Origin of the sequence: Kaistella sp. 97-N-M2 (assembly GCF_021513235.1) — a bacterium.
Classification (GTDB): domain Bacteria; phylum Bacteroidota; class Bacteroidia; order Flavobacteriales; family Weeksellaceae; genus Kaistella.
The window spans coordinates 369,557-388,877 of sequence record NZ_CP090976.1; the positions used below are offsets into that span (position 1 = coordinate 369,557).

At 41.1% G+C, this 19,321-nt stretch carries 15 protein-coding genes; 6 read left to right on the top strand and 9 right to left on the bottom strand.

Annotated elements, in window-relative coordinates; all coding sequences use genetic code 11:
- Positions 1-29: 29 nt before the first annotated feature.
- The gene (locus tag L0B70_RS01800; RefSeq protein WP_235142618.1) at positions 30-3,233 is read left to right on the top strand and encodes a hypothetical protein; all 3,204 of its coding nucleotides are present in this window, start codon (positions 30-32) and stop codon (positions 3,231-3,233) included.
- A 94-nt stretch (positions 3,234-3,327) separates the two neighbouring features.
- On the opposite strand, the gene L0B70_RS01805 is transcribed toward L0B70_RS01800, so the two are convergent.
- On the bottom strand, positions 3,328-4,524 hold the full coding sequence (locus L0B70_RS01805) for an exo-beta-N-acetylmuramidase NamZ domain-containing protein (protein WP_235143541.1): 1,197 nt from the start codon (positions 4,522-4,524) through the stop codon (positions 3,328-3,330).
- A 4-nt stretch (positions 4,525-4,528) separates the two neighbouring features.
- Between L0B70_RS01805 and L0B70_RS01810 the strand changes: the two genes are divergently transcribed.
- Both L0B70_RS01810 and L0B70_RS01815 read left to right on the top strand, forming a co-directional pair.
- Entirely contained in the window at positions 4,529-5,758 is a 1,230-nt protein-coding gene (locus tag L0B70_RS01810; RefSeq protein WP_235142619.1) for an ABC transporter permease, read from the top strand.
- Positions 5,759-5,855: 97 nt separating this feature from the next.
- On the top strand, positions 5,856-6,836 hold the full coding sequence (locus tag L0B70_RS01815) for a PLP-dependent cysteine synthase family protein (RefSeq protein WP_235142620.1): 981 nt from the start codon (positions 5,856-5,858) through the stop codon (positions 6,834-6,836).
- Between the two features lie 173 nt (positions 6,837-7,009).
- Here the strand turns inward: L0B70_RS01815 and L0B70_RS01820 are convergent, their stop codons facing one another.
- The 4 genes from L0B70_RS01820 to L0B70_RS01835 all read right to left on the bottom strand — a co-directional run bounded on the left by L0B70_RS01820 (position 7,010) and on the right by L0B70_RS01835 (position 12,348).
- On the bottom strand, positions 7,010-8,302 hold the full coding sequence (locus tag L0B70_RS01820; RefSeq protein WP_235142621.1) for a glycosyl transferase family 1: 1,293 nt from the start codon (positions 8,300-8,302) through the stop codon (positions 7,010-7,012).
- A 98-nt stretch (positions 8,303-8,400) separates the two neighbouring features.
- Positions 8,401-10,968, bottom strand: a complete 2,568-nt coding sequence (locus L0B70_RS01825) for a YfhO family protein (protein WP_235142622.1) — start codon at positions 10,966-10,968, stop codon at positions 8,401-8,403.
- Positions 10,969-11,024: 56 nt separating this feature from the next.
- Positions 11,025-11,249 carry a hypothetical protein gene (locus L0B70_RS01830; RefSeq protein ID WP_235142623.1) on the bottom strand — a complete coding sequence of 75 codons (225 nt, stop codon included), beginning with the start codon at positions 11,247-11,249 and terminating at the stop codon, positions 11,025-11,027.
- A 37-nt stretch (positions 11,250-11,286) separates the two neighbouring features.
- On the bottom strand, positions 11,287-12,348 hold the full coding sequence (locus L0B70_RS01835) for a DUF6263 family protein (protein ID WP_235142624.1): 1,062 nt from the start codon (positions 12,346-12,348) through the stop codon (positions 11,287-11,289).
- Positions 12,349-12,635: 287 nt separating this feature from the next.
- Between L0B70_RS01835 and L0B70_RS01840 the strand changes: the two genes are divergently transcribed.
- Positions 12,636-14,651 carry a M3 family metallopeptidase gene (locus L0B70_RS01840; protein ID WP_235142625.1) on the top strand — a complete coding sequence of 672 codons (2,016 nt, stop codon included), beginning with the start codon at positions 12,636-12,638 and terminating at the stop codon, positions 14,649-14,651.
- A gap of 97 nt (positions 14,652-14,748) precedes the next feature.
- Here L0B70_RS01840 and L0B70_RS01845 read toward each other — a convergent pair whose 3' ends face one another.
- Both L0B70_RS01845 and panD read right to left on the bottom strand, forming a co-directional pair.
- Positions 14,749-15,795, bottom strand: a complete 1,047-nt coding sequence (locus L0B70_RS01845; protein ID WP_235142626.1) for a lysylphosphatidylglycerol synthase transmembrane domain-containing protein — start codon at positions 15,793-15,795, stop codon at positions 14,749-14,751.
- A 21-nt stretch (positions 15,796-15,816) separates the two neighbouring features.
- Positions 15,817-16,167 carry an aspartate 1-decarboxylase gene (gene panD, locus L0B70_RS01850; protein ID WP_235142627.1) on the bottom strand — a complete coding sequence of 117 codons (351 nt, stop codon included), beginning with the start codon at positions 16,165-16,167 and terminating at the stop codon, positions 15,817-15,819.
- Between the two features lie 391 nt (positions 16,168-16,558).
- On the opposite strand from panD, the gene L0B70_RS01855 reads away from it, so the two are divergent.
- A complete protein-coding gene (locus L0B70_RS01855; protein WP_235142628.1) occupies positions 16,559-16,861 on the top strand; it encodes an HU family DNA-binding protein in 303 nt (100 codons plus the stop codon).
- A 75-nt stretch (positions 16,862-16,936) separates the two neighbouring features.
- Here L0B70_RS01855 and pdxH read toward each other — a convergent pair whose 3' ends face one another.
- Entirely contained in the window at positions 16,937-17,581 is a 645-nt protein-coding gene (pdxH, locus tag L0B70_RS01860) for a pyridoxamine 5'-phosphate oxidase (protein WP_235142629.1), read from the bottom strand.
- A gap of 53 nt (positions 17,582-17,634) precedes the next feature.
- On the opposite strand from pdxH, the gene L0B70_RS01865 reads away from it, so the two are divergent.
- Positions 17,635-18,183, top strand: coding sequence for a YqgE/AlgH family protein (locus L0B70_RS01865; protein ID WP_235143542.1), 549 nt, complete (start codon positions 17,635-17,637; stop codon positions 18,181-18,183).
- Positions 18,184-18,455: 272 nt separating this feature from the next.
- On the opposite strand, the gene L0B70_RS01870 is transcribed toward L0B70_RS01865, so the two are convergent.
- On the bottom strand, positions 18,456-19,262 hold the full coding sequence (locus L0B70_RS01870; protein ID WP_235142630.1) for an aminotransferase class IV: 807 nt from the start codon (positions 19,260-19,262) through the stop codon (positions 18,456-18,458).
- Between the last annotated feature and the right edge of the window lie 59 nt (positions 19,263-19,321).

The following is a 19,321-nucleotide window of genomic DNA, read 5'->3' on the forward strand; positions in this document are numbered from 1 at the left end:
TGGCGAGAAAAATATTTTTTTTATTCCTGATGATTTCAGCATTACATTTATTGGATGCCCAAATCTTCACATGGAAAAACCCCAATATCCCCAGTGATTCCTCAAAAAGAGACTCCATTCTCGCGTCCAAAATCGATAAAGATGTCTTCTCAAAAGACACGCTGGATTTCATCAGAATGCAGAATAAAATAATCGTCGACGAGGGTATTTTGGTTAAAAATCCACGCTCCCAGATTTTGGGCGATCTCAATTCGAAAGGTTCCATCATCCGTGGAATTACATTCGGAAACAATCAGGGACAAAGCGTGCAAAGCTCTATGGACCTGCAGATCTCCGGAAAACTTTCGAAAGATGTTTCCGTGCTGGCCTCGATTTCCGATCATAATCTGCCCATTCAGGCCGATGGTTACACCCAAACCTTAGAAGAGTTCGATAAGATTTACATGCAGCTCAACATCAAAGACCGCTCAATATTGCGCGCCGGACATCTGGATCTGCTCGACGAAAAAACCTATTTTGGCAGGTACCAGCGCCGAAGCATGGGTTTGCAGTTTCAGACCAATTTCGGCACGGAAAACAAAACTTTTGTGGATGTTTCCGCCGGGGTGGCGCGAAGCGAATTCTACCGAATTCGTTTTCAGGGCGTCGAAGGCAATCAGGGGCCGTACCGTTTAACGGGAAAAAATGGCGAACAGTTCATCACCATTATTTCCGGCTCCGAACAGGTTTTTATCGACGGAATTTTGATGAAAAGGGGCGAAAACCAAGATTACGTTATCAACTACAACACGGGCGAAATTACGTTTACAAGTTTTCGACCCATCTTCAAACAGAACTTCATCACCATCTCTTACAATTACGCGAACCGGAACTACTCCAGATTTCTCGTCACCGGAAATGTGCAGCAAGAAAGGGAAAAAGTAAAATTCGGCTTTAACTGGTTTCTGGAGAACGACAATAAAAATGCGCCGCTTTCTTTAAATTTAAGCAAAGAAGACGAACAGATTTTGGCAAATGCAGGAAATGACCAAAATTTAATGTTTGCGCCTTCCGGAACGGTTGCAGAGTACGATGTCAACAAGATTCTGTATCAACTGGTCGCCACTCCAAACGGCAGTTATTACGAATTCTCCACGGACCAGTCTCTAACTTTATATCAGGTGGCCTTCACTTTTTTTGGTCAGAATCTCGGCGATTACCGGGTGACACAGACCACAAACAATGGACGTGTATTTGAATATGTAGGAATGAACATGGGCGATTACAAAGCCGTACGAAAACTTCCTGCGCCTCAAAAAACCCAGGTTTTTTCGGGTAACGCTGAATTTTTGTTGAAAGAGGGAAAAATCGGAGCCGACGCCTCCCTCAGCAATTATGATGTCAACCTCTTTTCCTCCAAAGATGCGAATCAAAATACAGGTTATGCCGCGCGAATTTTCGGCTATAAAACATTTACAAGGAACTCCTGGAAAGGAACGCCGAGTTTTGAATATCAACATATCAATTCGCAGTTTCATATTCTGGACCGGATTAATGATGTTGAATTTTCCCGCGATTTTAATCTGGCGCAGGAATTCAATCAGATTACGCAAAACCGCTTCATTTTTAACTTTTTAAATCAATGGAACAACCGCTCGTTTCTGAATTATAAACTCAATTATCTGGATGAAAAAGACACCTACCGCGGCGTTAAAAACGATCTCGATTTCGGCTGGATCAAAGGAAAATTCAACACAAAAGGAAATTTCTCTTACCTAGATACGAAAGCCACTTTCCAAAACACGAAATTTGTACGCGGCGGCGTGATCTCCGAGTACACCACGGCAAACGGAAGCTGGGCCGTCGGTGGAAATATGGAACACAATGTGAAAACTTTCAACGAAACGCAGGAGCTGGATGTGACCAGTTTCAGTTGGAAAGAAGTTTTCGTTCAGAAAAAAATCGGCGATTCTGCGCGTACAAAATTACTGACCCGCGTTTATTTTCGCGACAACGATTCGGTGCGGAACAATTCTCTGGAAAACATGAACCATATTTTGGGCATCATGGCGGAAAGCCAAATCATCAAAACGGAAAAAACCACGCTGAATGCTTTAATTCATTACCGCAAATTTTATTATCAAAATCAGGATCTCGCCACCAATTTCAACCAGGATTTTGTGGTCGGAAATATTTTATACAACCAGCAGCTCTTTCGAAACGGCATGCGTTTGCAGGCTTTTTATGAACTTGGAAACGGCCAGGAAGCGCAGCGCGAGTTTCAGTATATTAAAGTTACAGATGGGCAGGGCGTCTACAAATGGACCGATTACAATGGCGACGGCATTCAGCAGACCGATGAGTTTGAAATTGCCGAATATGTAGATTTGGCCCAGTATATAAGGGTTTACACGAATACGGTGAACTACATTCCGTCCAACAAAAATAAAGTTCAGCTCGCTTTATTTGTAAATCCTTCGGTCATTTTCAACTCGCAAAATGAATTTCTGAAACGCTGGAATTTTAATGTTTCCCTGAATTCGCAAAACTCATTTTACAAAAGAGACCGCGTGTTGGTGCTGAATCCGTTCGAGAAAAATGAAGACCAAATTTTGAAAAATCAAAATCTTCTGGCTTCTGCGCAGTTCAACCCGACCGACAAGTCCGGGTGGAACGGAAACTACCGTTTCATCGCGAATGACAATCTCATCAACGCCAATTTCAGCAACGAAGAACGTTCCCAAACTTCGAATTTTCTAAATGTTGGCTATTGGTTTAGCAAAGATTTCCGCGTGGACTGGGAAAACTCCGTTCATCACATCGAAAATGCGTCGCAACTCTTCAGCACGAGGGATTATATTTTGAATAATTTCGAAACCAAACCGAAAGCGACGTACAAATTTACCGAAACTTTGCAGGCTGAACTTTCTTCTGCGCTGCGCCAAAAAGCGCGGAAAGACGGCGAAGAATTTTTAAAAACCATCGATCTGACGGGCAGTTTACAGTGGGACTGGAAGAAAACTTCCGTGCGCGGAAATTTCTCCTTCATCAATAACGACTTCACGGGAAATAACTTTTCGATTGTGGGAAATCAAATGCTTGATGGTTTAAAGCCGGGCAAAAATCAGGTTTGGTCAGTGTTTTTGCAGCAGGCGGTAAATTCTTTTATTCAGCTGAATCTCAATTATGAAGGCAGAAACTCGGGCGACAGAACAATTCATATCGGATCGATGCAGGTGAAGGCAAGTTTTTAATTTTTAAATTTTTACGGAATGGGGCAAGTCGCACTGTGAATGGACAAGTCGCGACTATGAATTGGACAAGTCGCGACTTGTCCCTACGTTTTTATTAATCCGGATAAACCACATATTTCGCCCGGATTTTCTGAAAATCTTGCAGTCCTTTTTTCCAGGAACTTTTAATTTCATCCGCACTTTTGCCCGCGACAATTTGTTTTCTAAACTCATCGGTTCCGGCCAGTTTATCGAAGAAAAGATTTTTTAGAAAGAAATCCTGCGACGGATTTTTGTAATTTTTGTAGGCCTTTAATAACCAATCGATGTCGAGTTCGCGCAGATCTAAATTTTTATTGGAAAGATTTTCACCAAAACACAGTTTACCGTTTAGAAAAGGATCTTTCGCGCCGGCAGAAGGTTTTGGAGTAAATTCGTAGGGCAGATTTTTCGTCCAGGGACTGCCGTAGATCTGAAAGGGCAAACCGGTTCCGCGACCGACAGAAACCTGCGTTCCTTCAAAAAAACACAGACTTGGATAAAGATTGATGGCCACATCATTTGGCAGATTAGGCGAAGGTTTATCGGACACGCCGTAGCGCTGTTTTTTGTGGTAGTTCTGCATGGGAATCAACGTATATTTTGCCTGAATTCCTTTCTTCAGCCATTGTTCGCCATTCACCATTTTGCCGTATTCGCCGATCGTTAGGCCGTAAACCACGGGAACCGAATGCATTCCGATGAAACTTTTCCATTGATCTTTTAAAACGGGACCGTCGATATAGCCGTCGTGCGGATTGGGCCGATCCAAAACCATAATTTCCACATTATTTTCGGCGCCGGCTTCCATCACGTACGTCAGCGTCGAAATATACGTGTAAAAGCGCACGCCAACATCCTGAATATCGAAAACCACGATATCGATTCCTTTCAACTGCTCGGGGCGCGGCTTTTTATTGTCGCCATAAAGTGAAATAACCGGGATTCCGGTTTTGCGGTCGACGCCGTTTTTCACATGTTCGCCAGCATCCGCATCGCCGCGAAAGCCATGTTCGGGTGCGAAAATGGTTTTTATTTTGATGTTTTTTTTAACAAGAAAATCAACAAGAAAAGATTTATCGCTGAGCAGACCTGTTTGATTGGTGACGACGGCAACCGTTTTGTTCTGGAGCAGCGGCAGGTACAATTCCGGGCGGTCGGCACCCGTTTTGAAACAGTTTTTTCCAATGTTCTGCGCGAAACCCATTTGGCAAAAGCCAAAATAAATTAGCACAACTAGAAGTAAATCTTTAATTTTGATCTTTAAACCCATCCGCTTGAACTTTCCGTTATATTTTTCCAAAAAAATTGCTTTTTCCAAAGATAATAAAAATAATCTCTCACGGATTATCGTCTTCATCGGCCGGCTTTCCGTCGCTCTGGGTGTCATCGTTTCCCTCATCACCGTTTCGACCGGCTTGGGTTCCAAAAAAGCCATCAAGGAAAGAATGGCCGATTTTTCCGGACACATTTCCATCAAGTCCAAGCAGTCTAATAATTCTTACAATTCTTCCATTCTGACCACCGAGGGTTTTCAACTCGATAAAATAAAAGCCCTGCCCGACGTTGCATCCACGCAGAAATATGTATCGGTAAGTGGAATTTTACGCAACGAGCATAATTTTGCAGGGATCATTTTTAAAGGAATTGGTAAAGATTTCGATGCTGCAAGATTTAAAAAGTTTTTAGTTGCAGGAACCACGCCGGCGATTACCGAAGTTGCTTATAATTATGACGTCTGCATTTCTCAAAAGATCGCAACGGACCTGCATCTTAACGTAAAAGATAGCATTGTGGCCATCTTTTCGAAAGAAAATCAAAGCCCACTTTACCGAAAATTCAAGGTTGTCGGGATTTATAAGACCGACATTAAAATGATCGATGATCTTTTTATACTGGGCGGAATTAACCATGCGCGGAAAATCCAGGGCATGAAAAACAGCGAAGTTGGCGGCGTCGACGTTTTTCTGAACAACATTAATGATATTGACGAAGATGCGCCCAAAATCGATAAACTGGCGGGCTATAAAAACTATACCGTTAAAGCAACCGACGAATATCCGCAGATCATGGATTTCATCGCTATTTTTGATACCAACATTGCTTTAATCATCATCATAATGCTTGTGGTTGTTATCATCAACATTGTAATGGTTTTGCTCATCTTAATTATCGAACGTACGAATTCGATTGGAATGCTGAAAACTTTAGGCGCAAGTAACGGACAAATCCGCGCCATATTTATTAATTACACCTTGATGATTATGGTGCCCGGCTTAATAATCGGAAATCTAGTTGGACTTGGCTTTTTATTGCTGCAGAAATATTTTGGAATTATTAAACTGAATCCCGAAAATTATTATCTCAGTGTTGTGCCTGTGGATCTTAATATTTTCTATATCCTCGCCATCTCCCTCGGAATCCTTTTAGTTTCGGCACTTTCTTTAATTTTACCAAGTTATCTGATTAGTAAAATTTCTCCGGTCAAAGCCATTCAATACAATTAATTTTTAAAATTTGTATCTTTGCGCATTCGTAATAAATTGATTTATTTTTACGAAATCACTAAAATTTTCAAGAACAAAAAGTCCCTTAAACCAAGATATGAAATACGCACAAAATATCCTCGAAACCATCGGAAATACGCCCCTTGTAAAACTCAACAAAGTTTTGGGCGACGATTTTCCGGCTTTGGTTTTAGCAAAAATAGAAACCTTTAATCCCGGAAATTCAGTAAAAGACCGGATGGCCGTAAAAATGGTTGAAGATGCGGAAAAAGACGGGCGCTTAAAACCCGGCGGCACCATTATCGAAGGCACTTCCGGAAATACGGGAATGGGTTTGGCTTTGGCCGCAATCGTTAAAGGTTATAAATGTATTTTTGTAACCAACTCCAAACAGTCCAAAGAGAAATGTGATATTTTACGTGCAGTGGGTGCAGAAGTTATCGTTTGTCCCACCGACGTAAAACCCACCGATCCGCGCTCCTATTATTCCGTTTCCAAACGTTTGGCGGCAGAAACCGAAAACGGTTGGTATGTAAATCAGTACGATAATTTATCGAACAGACTCGCCCATTACGAATCTACCGCGCCAGAAATCTGGGCGCAAACGGAGGGAAAACTAACACATTTCGTTGCCGGCGCCGGAACCGGCGGTACTGTTACGGGTTGCGCGCAGTTTTTCAAGGAAAGAAATTCAGACATAAAAGTAATCGGGGTGGATACTTACGGGTCCATTTTGAAAGAATACCACGAGACCGGCGAACTCCATTATGATCACGCTTACACGTACATTACGGAAGGTATTGGCGAAGATATTATTCCCGAAAATTTCGACATGTCGATCATCGATCATTTCGAAAAAGTGACGGACAAAGACGGCGCCATCTACGCGCGCAAACTGGCAAAAGAAGAAGGAATTTTCTGCGGGTATTCTGCGGGAAGTGCCATTGCATCGCTCATTCAGATGAAAGATCAGTTTACGAAAGACGATGTTATCGTGGTGCTTTTGCATGATCACGGCTCGCGGTATGTAGGGAAGGTTTACAATGACGATTGGATGAAGGAACAGGGCTGGCTTTAAATTTTTTTGGGCGTGACCTAAAAGCAGAAGCAGCGCAAATTTTCAATTTGCGCTGCTTCTGCTTTTAGGTCGGTATCCGGCTCCCAATCTTTTTTTTAGGGGGAAGCGGCGGCTTCGCCGCCGCTTCCCCCCCAAAAAAAAAGGATTTCCGCCTCCTCCCTCACGCAGGTCCGTTATAAAATTTCACTCAGTTTTTTCGTCAGGTTTCGTCGCGAAAACTGTTCGATATTTTGCGGCTTCGTTAAAATATTTCCTTGCTGCCATTGCTCAAACTGCGCCAAAATAAACTCTTTCACTTCGGCAAAACCATCATAAATAAAGTGCTTTCCGGCGGCGGTCTCGTCCAGAATTTTCTTCACGTCACTTTCCGGCGGACCAAACGAAATAATCTGCTTGCCGGTCGCCAAATATTCGAATATCTTTCCCGGGATAATCCCTTTGGAACCTGCATCCGGAAAGTTCGTTATCAAAAGCAGATCCGACTGCTGCATTTCTTTATTGGCCTTCGAATGCGACAGATACCCTAAATTTTTAACTGCATCTTTCAGCGCGGACCGCTCTATTTTTTCGAGGATTCTCCCATCAATCCGTCCCACAAATTTCAATTCAAACTTGTTTTTGAAATTTTCATCTTCGCGCATCAATTCAGCCAAAACCTTCCACAAAATTTCCGGATTTCGAAGCTGCTCCAAAACACCAATATAACTTAAAGTGAATTTTGAATCCTTAGATTTTTGCTGTGCCTGAAACATTTGTTTCACTTCATCAAAACCATTGGTTATACAAAAAGCGTGTGCGCCTTTTTTACGAAAATTTTCGGCATCGGAATAACTTGTAGCTAATGTGATATCAGCGGTTTTGAAAACCTCCCTTTCCAGGTTTCTATGTTTTTCGTCTGCGGATTTGGTGAGTTTCAAATGTTTATAGTACGAAATTTCCGTCCAGGGATCCCGAAAATCGGCCACCCATTTAAGGTTCGGAAATTCCTTTTTCAGGTTCAGACCGATCAAATGCATCGAATGTGGCGGACCTGTCGTCACAAACGCATCAAAATGATTTTCTGCTAAATATTTTTTCAGAAATTTTACGGAAGGTTTTACCCAAAAAACGCGGGCATCCGGAATAAAAAAGTTTCCGCGCACCCAAATCGACAGTTTAGATTTCCAGGACTGGTTTTCGCCTACATCGAACTGGCCGGCTTTAAATTTTTTATTGTCTTTCCCGAAAAACTCTGCGATTTGATAGGGTTCCCAAATTTTGGTTTTAATGATTTCTACATCTGTCGAAACCTCTTTCGCCAAGGTCTTATCAATAATTGGATAGCTCGGATTTTCTGGAATAAAAACCGTGGGTTTCCAGCCGAATTCGGGCAGATATTTTACAAATTTTAACCACCGCTGCACACCGGGCCCGCCTGCCGGCGGCCAGTAATACGTGATGATTAGTATTTTTTTGTTGTCGATCATTTCGTGAACGTAGTGACAAGTCGAGACTTGTCCAAAAATCGAGGGTTTTAAATTGACTCGTTTAATCCTTAAAATTCGTGTTAATAAAAGCGAATTTTTTAATTTTCAATCTGCTCCCGATTGCTCCCCACGGATTTGCGGTAAACCCAATAAATTCCGCCCAAACTTAAAAGCAGGAAGATTCCAAACGCAATCATCGAAATTAATTTCCCCTTTGCGATAACCTCCGGCGTAAAGATCATTTTTACCGTGTGATTTCCCGCCGGAACGTGCACTGCGCGCAATAAATAATCGGCTTTGATGTAAGGGACTTCTTTTTCATCCACAAACATCTTCCAACCTTTCGGATAATAGATTTCGGAGAAAACTGCCAACTGCGGCGTTTTCGACTGGGTCTTAAATTCCAGTTCGTTCGGTTGATATTTTGTTAAATTTAAAAAAGCTGTAGAATCGGCCTGCATGGCTTTTCCCTCAAAATATTTTTGATCGTCCTTTGAAACGATTGCGATTCTTTTCGTATCAACTTCGCCGATTCGTTTGATTTCTTCGTTCGGAGAATTTACAAACTGAACGTCGGATACAAACCAGGCATTTCCGTTGGCCTGCGGATTGATGACGGCGTCAGGCTTTTGGGCCTCGCCAAAAATCATATACTTTGCGTTCAGCATATTCAGGATTCGCGGAACTTTTACAGAATCAATACTGCCAAAATATTCGTTAATCAGATCATCGTAGCGGCGGAGTTTTACGGCATGATAACCACCGACCGAAGATTTAAAGTAAGACGTATTCGTCTCGCTGAATGTTCCCAACACCTGATTGTAAATCCGGTAATGCGTTTTATCTTTTTCGGCTATGGTTTCCAAAGTTTTATTCACCGTCGAATTGGCGAGCAGCGACTGCAGGTTTTGGTTCTCACCTACTTTCTGCATAAGCAGGTCGGAATTTTCTGTTTGGAAAGGATTTTCGGTGAAGGTTTTATCGATGAAATTATCGTTGTTCAAATATCTTTTATTCACGCTCCACAAATCGAATAAACTTACCAAACCAAGGATCACGATCACCACATTCTGACTGACCTTCTTCTTTAAACTCAAAAATAAAACTGCAGCAGCAATTCCTACGTAAATAATCGCTTTAATGGCGTCAATTCGGAACATTTTAAAGCGCTCGTCTACCAAAAAATCCAGAAGATAGGGCGGCAGATATGTTTTTTCCGTCGGCGTGTAAAAACCTAAAAGCGATTTTCCGAAAAACAATAATAAAAAGGTAATTCCGAGAACGCCAGCACTTACGTAAATCAGAATCTTCTTTTTGTATTCCTCCGTCAGAATATTTTCCGGAGAAGTTTCGGTCGTTTCATTGGAGTTAAGAAAGCGGTACAGGCCAACAATTGCGATCAAAGGAAACAACAGTTCGACAACGACCAAAATAGAACTCGGTGCGCGAAATTTATTATAGAAAGGTACAAAATCAATAAAAAAATCGGAGAGCGCCATGAAATTGCTTCCCCACGCGAGAAATATGGTGAGAATTGAAGCGCTTAAAATCCAGTATCGGTATTTTTTCCAGGCAAAGAAAAACCCCAGAATTGCCAGAAAGCACACGATTGCGCCCTGATAAGCAGGTCCGGAAGTTCCAGGTTGTTCGCCCCAATAGGTTAGTGAGCCGAAACCTTTGGAAATCTGATCCATCTCTTCCTGGGAAGTGACGTTGCTTTGCACCATTTCCTGAACCTGGCTCATCATCGGTTCTGAACCTTCTTCGTTGCTGGAACCGCCCATCAGGCGCGGAATAAACAGGTTTAAAGTTTCGAGCTTGCCGTAACTCCACATTAAAATCCTTTCATTATCCATGCCCGATTTTTCGGAGGAATGCGTGTCGTTATCCAGTATTTGCTTGCCACGAACGGTTTCCTTCACGTATTCGGAGTTCGCCATAATCCGCTGGGAATTCATACCTACGCCGAGGACAAATGCCAAAGCTAAAATTCCCGTGGAAATTCCAAAATGCTTCCAAGCTGTTTTGCCCTGAAATGCACGGAATAGTTCTGAAAGAAATAAGAAACCGAGCGCAATGAAGAGATAATACGTCATCTGCGGGTGATTCGCCGCGATCTGAAGTCCCATAAAAAGCGCCGTGACAATAAAGCCAATGATATATTTTTTGCGGAGGTAGACCAAAAGTATTCCCGCTAAAAGTGGCGCGAAATAGGCGACCGTATGAATTTTTCCGTTATGTCCGGCGGCTAAAGCAATGTAGAAATACGTTGACAAGCCAAAAAAAGTGGCGCCTAAAAACGCATATTTCCAGTTTCGGACCGCCACCATTCCGAGCAGAAAAAAGCCGGAGAACAACAGAAAGATATAGTTTGCAGGCTTGGGTAAAAAGTTTAAAATATCGTCGAACGTTTTGATAATGTCGCCGCGAAACTGTGCACCCATTTGGTATGTAGGCATCCCGCCGAACATGGAGTCACTCCAGTAGGTTTCTTCGCCATTCTGCGCGCGATAATCCAGGAGTTCCTTTGCGCCGCCTTTGTACTGCACGATATCGTGCTGAAAAAGCTGTTTGCCCGTCAAAACCGGATTTGCATAAAGCAAGGCCAAAACCATAAAAGCCACGAGGCTTCCAATGATGAAAATTAATTTTTTGTTTTTTAACATGCTGAATGATATTCCATAAAAAACCTTTCGAATATTTAAAATCCGAAAGGTTTTGGTTATTGATTTGTTTCTCTGTTTTCCTTCACTTCTTCGTAATCCACTGTTTCCGCATCCCAATTTATTCTCGAGTCCAGATTTTTCTTCGATCGTTCGGCAGTGCTTTTCGGATCGTTACCCGGTTTTGGAAATTTGTAAAAAGCCGTAAAAAACATGCGCTTCAGAATATTCCAAAGAAAAAATATAACAACAACGACGAAAATTAATTCAAAAATAAACTTCATTTTTAATAGGTACTAATAATGAAAAATTAGCGGCAACTTACTTATTTGGATTAACAATGACGGACGAATTAGAAACGCTTTTCATCGTTTGTTTTTGCTTGCCGTCGGATAAAGTCTCGGATTGGGTGGTTTTCACCGCAATATTTTGGTTCTTGATCCAGCCTGTATTTTGGTCCAGCGTGATGGTTCCGTTTTGCGAAAGTTCCGAACTCATAGATCTTGTAATGCCTTCCGAGGTTTTTTTGTCGGTTTTCGCTGGAATTCCGCCGGCAACGCCAATGACCGCGACGCCATTTCCAACACTTTTTAAAGTGTAATTGGTGGAGAGTTTTACCTTTCCGTCGGGCGTGGCGCTTTCAGTTTGCGTCCATTTATCTCCTATTTTTACGCCTTTCGCGGGAATCAAAACCAAATTTTTTGTAAACTGGTCTTTCAAAACTTTCTCGTTAAAACTTTGTTTAAAACTTTTCTCAAAAGCTGCTTTCTGTTTGGCATCTTTAATAACACTGGAAACGGAATTGGAAACCTTCTTGTAAATTGGCTCAAAACCCGTAATCGAGAGTACTTTGCCGGTCTGGTCCATTTTCAAATTTAACTGATTTCCGACCAAAGCTTTATTCACCTTCCACATCATTTTTAACTGATCATCTTTCGGTTCAGCCAGCTTTGTATCTATTGAAATTGCTTTTCCGTTCGCGTTCTGGGAATTTCTTTTTCCTAATAAATTTACCGAAACATCATAAATTCCATTCTCGAAATTATTAACGGTAAACGTCATTTCATCGGTTGTTTCGCTGGTTCCGCTTTGCGTTTTTCCATCCGGGGCCGTCATCGTTTGAACATCTTTTTGATAGGTTGTTAAAGGATAGGTTTTTCCTTTTTCAAGTTTAAAAGACTGCGTATAAACGCCCAAAGAATCTTTGATGGCGGGCGAGGCAACAGCTGCGACTTCTTCTGCGGTTTTTGTGGAGTCGGTAACGGGAACTTCTACGGTGATGGTTTTTCCGGTGGCCGGGTCTATTTTGCTAACGGTTTTTGTTTCTTTTTTACAAGAAATTAAGGTTATGGAAAGGAGCGCAACGGCTGTGAATTTTTTCATTAAATAATTTTCTTTTCTGACATTTAATCCTAAAAACATGCGTTTTTTCAGGAACGAACGACAAATTTAAGGTAATTATTTCTGATGGTTTCAAACATTATAATTATTTTAACAGTCTTTCGTACATTCGAAAAAAATCGCGGTCGGCAAACCTTTGGCTGCTGTCAATTGGTTTAACTTACTTGCAGCAATGGCTTCTGAAAATCTTTTCGGCTCTACTGCTTGTCCGCGGAATAGGTTATCAGAAAGAATATTAGTATTTTTGGCTTTCAAATATTCCTTATAATATGACAAATATTCTGACAAAACCCTTCTCTACCAAATATCAATCCGCACCTTTCAACGAAATTAAAGAAGAACATTTTCTTCCCGCTTTTAAAGAACTCATCGAGGTTTCAGAAAAAGAAATCGGCAAAATCGTGAACAATTCCGAGGAAGCAAATTTTGAAAATGTGATCGAAGCGCTGGCTTTTTCAGGCGAACAGTTGGAGACTGTTTCCAGCATTTTTTTCAATTTAAATTCTGCCGAAACCAATGACGAGATTCAAAAAATAGCGCAGGAAGTTTCTCCGCTGTTAACGGAATATTCCGCGAAGATTTCCCAAAACGAAAAGCTTTTTGAAAAGATTAAAAAAGTCTTCGAAGAGAAAGAAAAATACAGGCTGAATGAAGAGCAGGAAATGCTTTTGACCGAAACATACAAAGGTTTTGTACGAAGCGGCGCGCTGCTGAATGACGCCGAAAAAGAGAAATTCAAAAACATCAGCATCGAACTTTCCAAAAAATCGCTGCAGTTTGGGCAGAATGTTTTGGCGGAAACGAATAACTATTTTAAACATATCACGGAGGAAAAGGATCTGGCCGGAATTCCGGACGCGATTCTTCAGCAGTACCGCAAAGAAGCGAAAGAGCGAGATTCGGAAGGTTTTGTGGTGACGTTGCAGTATCCAAGTTTTCTGCCTTTCATGACGTACGCCGAGAATCGGGAACTGCGGAAAGAACTGGCTTTGGCAAACGGCAAAAAATCCTTCAATAACAATGAGTTCGACAACCAAAATCTGATCAAGGAAATCATCAAACTGAAACAGGAAAAAGCCTATCTTCTCGGATTTAAAACTTACTCTGATTATGTTTTGGAAGAGCGTATGGCAAAAGAGCCGAAGAAAGTAAAAGTATTTTTAAATGAACTTCTGGAAAAAGCAAAACCCTACGCCGAAAAAGAAATAGAGGAATTGAAAAAGCTGGCAAAAGCCGACGGCATCGATGAAATGGAATCTTACGATCATGCTTACTACGCAGAAAAACTGCGGAAGCAAAAATTCGATATTGATGATGAAGAACTGAAACCTTATTTCCCCCTGGGGAAAGTTCAGGAAGCGGTTTTCGGTTTGGCGTCGACGCTTTTCGGATTAAATTTTGTGGAAACCGACGAAATTCAAAAATACAACGACGAAGTTAAGACCTACGAAATTTTCGAGAACGGTGAGTTTAAAGCCCTTTTATACGCGGATTATTTTCCACGAAAAGGAAAGCGCGCCGGCGCCTGGATGACGAGTTTTAAAAATCAGTTTAAGAAAAATGGGGAAAATCACCGGCCGCATATTTCGGTGGTGTGCAATTTCTCCAAACCAACGACCGATGCACCAAGTCTACTCACATTTCAGGAGGTAACAACCCTTTTTCATGAGTTTGGGCACGCTTTGCACGGCGTTATGGCAGATACAACTTATCCGAATCTTTCCGGAACTTCCGTGAAATGGGATTTTGTGGAACTGCCGTCGCAATTTTTAGAAAATTACTGTTACGAACCTGAATTTCTAAAAAACTTCGCAAAACATTATGAAACGGGAGAAATCTTGCCTGATGACAAAATTCAGAAAATTTCGGATTCCAAAAATTTTATGGAAGGTTATCAAACCATGCGGCAAGTCGGTTTTGGCCTTTTAGATATCGCTTACCACACCGATGCGGACAAAGTCGGCGACGTAAAAACGTTTGAGGTGGAAGAAACAAAAGCCACGAATTTATATCCGAGCAATCCGGAAACCATTATGAGTACGAGTTTTTCCCACATTTTCCAGGGTGGATATTCGGCGGGATATTATTCTTACAAATGGGCGGAAGTTTTGGATGCGGATGCTTTTCAGTACTTCAAGGAAAACGGAATTTTCAATCCGGAAATCGCGGCAAAATATAAAGTCTTACTTTCTTCCGGCGGAACAAAAGATCCGATGGAACTCTATAAAAATTTTAGAGGCAGCGAACCGAAAGTGGAGAGTTTGCTGAAAAGAGCTTTTGGATAAGAAATTTAATATGCTCCTAAAGATTTTGCCGAGAAAGCAGATCTTTTGAGTAATTTTTTTTGAAAACAAATTGCAAGCGCTTCGGATAGGAGCGCTTCTATTTTTTAAGATTTTTGGAGGCTGCATTTCTTGCCTTTGCCAGCATCGGAATCGAAATAAATCCCAAAACAATCATAATAACGAGTTGCATTGTATGCGAAATAAAAGCGTAGGAAAGACCGACTTCGCCGCCTTCTTCGGGATTTTTACCCATGGAAAGAAAGAGGGCCATAATTCCGAATTTCAGCGCCAGATGAAAAGCACCTATTCCGCCTGAAGCCGGAACCATCATTCCTAATGTTCCAACGACGATGATGAAAAACCCATCCGAAAAACTGAAATTAGAAGTTTCGGGCAGGGCAAAACACACGAGATAAGCCGCTAAATAGTAGGAAATCCAGATCGCAAGCGAGAGCAGTATGAACTTTCCTTTTTGCTTCAGTTTAAAGATGGAAGTCAAACCGTGGAAAATTCCTTTTCCGAAATTGAGCGCTTTCTGATAGATAGCAAACTTTTCCAATTTCTTCCGCAGCACAAAAAAGAGGATCGATAAAAGGGCAATAACGCCTAAAATAACGAACCATTTTGAATTGGAAGCAGGTTCGGCGGTTTTGCTCTTTTCGTCGGTGACGTATTGATAAAAAGAAACGATGGCTTTATATTTGAAAATTAAGGTCAGACCCAAAAATCCCAGCATGCAAATTAAATCCACTACCCTTTCGAGAATAATGGTGCCGAAGGATTTCTCCACGGGAACTTTTTCTACACCAAAAAGCGCGGTGGATCTCGCAAGTTCGCCGCTTCTGGGAATCGTGAGATTCATTAAATATCCAAACGAGATCGTCCAGAAAGCATTGGAATTGGAGATTTGATACCCCATTGGCTCCAATAATAAATTCCAGCGGATGGCGCGAAACCAATAGGCTAAAACTCCAAAAACTGCGGCCGCAAAAACCCAGAAATAATTGGCTTTTTCGAAATAGCCGGCAATTTTCTCAAATTCCATTCCTTTCAGGGCAAACCACATGAAGAGCGCTGCTATTGCAAAGGAAACTGCAATGGTGAGAAAGGTTTTTAAAGTATTTGATTTTGTGGTTTCTTCCAAAACGGCAAATTTTTCCGAAAATTAAGTAAGCAAATTCGTCTGTTCGTCCGGGAAAATAATTTTGGGCTGAAACGTTTTTGCCTCCTCCGGCGTCATTTGCGCGTAAGACATGATGATGATGATATCGTTCTTCTGAACGCGCCGCGCAGCGGGACCGTTCAGACAAATTTCCCCGGACTTTCTTTTTCCTTTGATGGCATAGGTATCGAAACGTTCGCCATTGTTAACATTAACGATATATACGCGTTCGCCAACGATGATTCCGGATGCTTCCAGAAGCTCCTCGTCGATGGTAATACTGCCGATATAATTAAGATCAGATTCTGTGACCCGAACTCTGTGAATTTTGGATTTAAAAACTTCAACTAGCATGGCGCAAATTTAAATATTTTAATATAAAGAAGCAGCAATAAATATTTTTATAGTGCAATTCCTTCACAGACAGATTGTTGCTTTATATTTTGGAGGTTTTAAATAAAAAAGAGGAAATAAATTCATTATAATTTAACAGATACGGTAATATTAGGTAATTCATAATTCGGAAAGACAGAAGGTACATTTCTTCAAAACAACGCTGCCACTGCTTTTGGCATGATTTTAGCAACCTGCAACATCGATTCTTGGTGCAAGTTCGGATTTATAACTTTTCGTTAATTTCAAGTTTTTAATACATTTTTCCGGTAATATTTCCAAAAAATTTGCACAATATGAAAAATGTTTTATATTTGCTTTAACATAAAACTAACCCTAACAATTTATAATTATGAACAAGTCTGAACTAATCGACGCTATCGCTAAGGACGCGAACATTACTAAAGTTGCCGCAAAAGCTGCTTTAGAATCTTTTATTTCTAACGTAACTGCTACATTGAAAGAAAAGGATGGTAAAGTTTCTTTAGTTGGATTCGGTACTTTTTCTGTAGCAGATAGAGCCGCAAGACAAGGTATTAATCCTGCAACTAAAAAACCAATTCAAATTGCAGCGAAAAAAGTCGCTAAATTCAAAGCTGGTGCTGATCTTTCAGGAGCAGTAATGGAAAGCATGAATACGAAAAAGAAAAAATAATCTTTTGATTATATTGAAAAAATTAGATCCCGCCGGTGCGGGATTTTTTAGTATACCTCAAATCAACTCTTCGCTTTACGGTGCAAGCCTACTAATTTTCCAGTCCAGATCCTCCTGCAACTCGTAGAGAATACGATCGTGCAAACGGTTTGGGCGCCCTTGCCAAAATTCGATCTCGTAGGGTTTGGCAATATAACCACCCCAGTTTTCGGGACGTGGAACTTCTTTATCTTGATACTCAGTTTGGAGCGTCTTTAATTTTTCTTCCAGAAATTGACGATCGGGAATTACTTTACTTTGTGGCGAAACCACGGCGCCTAACTGACTGCCTTTAGGGCGCGAATGAAAATAGCCATCGCTCAGATTATCGGGAATCCTTTCCAAATTGGCTTTAATAATAATCTGCCGTTCCATATTCGGCCAAAAAAAGTGGAGACAGGCTTTGTGAGTATTTTCTATTGCGTGGCCTTTTCTACTCTCATAATTCGTATAAAAAATAAAACCTTCCCACGTGTATGACTTTAAGAGGACCATGCGTGTTCGCGGACAACCATCTTCTTCCACAGTGGAAACCGCCATTGCATTCGCCTCCGAAATCGCAGGATTTTCCTCTGCTTCCAGAAACCAATTACGGAACTGTTCTACAGGATTTTCTTTTATTTGATTTTCAAGAAGTTGAGATTTCTCGTAAACTTTTCTTTTATCGTGCAGGTTTTCCATATTTATTTTTATTACATTTGAAACAGGTTTTTCTATTGAACCTCTACTTTCAGATGAATTATTCGTACAAAGGTAAAATTTTAATTTCCACGCCGGATATCTCCGGGGATATATTTTCGCGCTCTGTAGTCTTGATTGTCGATCATAATGAGGAAGGTGCTTTCGGACTCATCCTGAATAAAAAGAACAAAAAGATGAGCGGCCGTTTGCTGCATATTTTTGGCTTTACTGTCGACGTTTATGAGGGTGGTCCGGTAGAAAATGAAAAGATATTCTTCATCAACAAAGGACAAAAAGTAACGGAGCATTTTTCGGAAATCAATAATGAATTTTATCTCACCGAAGACATTGAAAATGTGATCTCCGGAATTATTGACGAGCAGATCAGCGTTGATGAGATTAAAGTTTTTTCCGGCTATTCGGGATGGGGAAGCCAGCAGCTGGAGGACGAAGTGCGCCGAAAAATGTGGACGGTAGTGGATGTGTATAATTTGGATTATACTTTACCGAATGATCAAACGCTCTGGAAAAATATTATGCAGAATCTGGGCGGCGAATTTTTGCTTTGGGCCAATGCACCCGATAACATTTCGATGAATTAAATTTCCTGTCGCCATTTTGTGCAGTTTCAACTTTGACTTTTAGCGCGCTCGCTTCGCTCGCTCACCCTCCAAATTCACTTTAACAAAAGTTTAGCACTATTTAAGTTTTCGTTATCAAATTTTATACGATTACTTTCGTTATTTTTGAAAGGTGAAAACATGGGATTAAAAAATCTTTTTACCTCTGTTTTTTATTAAAAATAATTCTAAGAGATTATTCTCTAAAAACCCGGTAAAGGACTTGCAAAGGTTGTTTCCCGGGTTTGCCAATTTTAGCCGAAAGCGATCTTCCACTCCTCCACGATCCCGGTAAATCTCGTTGTTTCGAAAGTTTTATTTCTAATTTTGGTCACCGAAAAAATCCCTTTCTCGTCGGAGATCATCAAAATTTCTTCTGCTTTTTGAGATTCAAAGGCGATCATTTCAACCTCCTGTATTTCGGCCAGATTACTTTTGTGCACAAAGGTTACGAAGTTTTCCATCAGAGGCGAAATATAGGCTCCTTCCGTAGTTTTAATGATCTTAATGGTGTTTCCTTCCAAAAAAAGAAGATTGCCGAAAATACTCCTTGCAATTTTTTTATTCGGATTCAGCAGGATCACATCATCCAGATCATTTTCTGTGGCGTAGATTTCGGCGTAGATATTTTCGGGAGAGTGCGTGCGAATGGTATTTAGAAAGTTAGCGCCCACGCTGATTTCCTTGAGGAGATCCATTTCGTTGTTTCCCTGAATTGCCAGCACGTCATTCAGCAGCTTAACCTCGAAATAAAAGGAAACGTCGGACTTGGCACTGCTGTCCTTTACAGCATCGCGATACACCAAAAAATGGATGATTCCATCGGAAACGCCGTGCTGTATAACCTTCTCCTCAAAAAGATTCATAAAAAATTCCAGCGTGTAGGAAAGCGGGATGTTCATGCGCATTTTTCGCATGGAAGCCATAAGGAAAAAGTAACATTCCTCTGCCATAATCACTCGCGAAGCGCGGACAAAAAAAGATACCCGAACAGCATCGCCCCAAAGAAAAGCGCGGTTTCGGCTTTGAAAATTTTCGGAGGTATAAATTAAAGCGTCCAAAATAAATTAGGATTTAGATTAAAAAAATAATGAACGAAAAAAAATCGTTCATCATGTTA

Excerpts from the sequence above, each read along its gene's own strand:
- L0B70_RS01830 (WP_235142623.1), bottom strand. The coding sequence starts at position 11,249 with ATGAAGTTTATTTTTGAATTAATTTTCGTCGTTGTTGTTATATTTTTT.
- L0B70_RS01805 (WP_235143541.1), bottom strand. The coding sequence starts at position 4,524 with ATGGGTTTAAAGATCAAAATTAAAGATTTACTTCTAGTTGTGCTAATT.
- panD (WP_235142627.1), bottom strand. The coding sequence starts at position 16,167 with ATGCTAGTTGAAGTTTTTAAATCCAAAATTCACAGAGTTCGGGTCACA.
- L0B70_RS01820 (WP_235142621.1), bottom strand. The coding sequence starts at position 8,302 with ATGATCGACAACAAAAAAATACTAATCATCACGTATTACTGGCCGCCG.
- L0B70_RS01865 (WP_235143542.1), top strand. The coding sequence starts at position 17,635 with ATGAATTATTCGTACAAAGGTAAAATTTTAATTTCCACGCCGGATATC.
- L0B70_RS01825 (WP_235142622.1), bottom strand. The coding sequence starts at position 10,968 with ATGTTAAAAAACAAAAAATTAATTTTCATCATTGGAAGCCTCGTGGCT.
- L0B70_RS01840 (WP_235142625.1), top strand. The coding sequence starts at position 12,636 with ATGACAAATATTCTGACAAAACCCTTCTCTACCAAATATCAATCCGCA.
- L0B70_RS01800 (WP_235142618.1), top strand. The coding sequence starts at position 30 with ATGATTTCAGCATTACATTTATTGGATGCCCAAATCTTCACATGGAAA.
- L0B70_RS01835 (WP_235142624.1), bottom strand. The coding sequence starts at position 12,348 with ATGAAAAAATTCACAGCCGTTGCGCTCCTTTCCATAACCTTAATTTCT.
- pdxH (WP_235142629.1), bottom strand. The coding sequence starts at position 17,581 with ATGGAAAACCTGCACGATAAAAGAAAAGTTTACGAGAAATCTCAACTT.
- L0B70_RS01855 (WP_235142628.1), top strand. The coding sequence starts at position 16,559 with ATGAACAAGTCTGAACTAATCGACGCTATCGCTAAGGACGCGAACATT.
- L0B70_RS01815 (WP_235142620.1), top strand. The coding sequence starts at position 5,856 with ATGAAATACGCACAAAATATCCTCGAAACCATCGGAAATACGCCCCTT.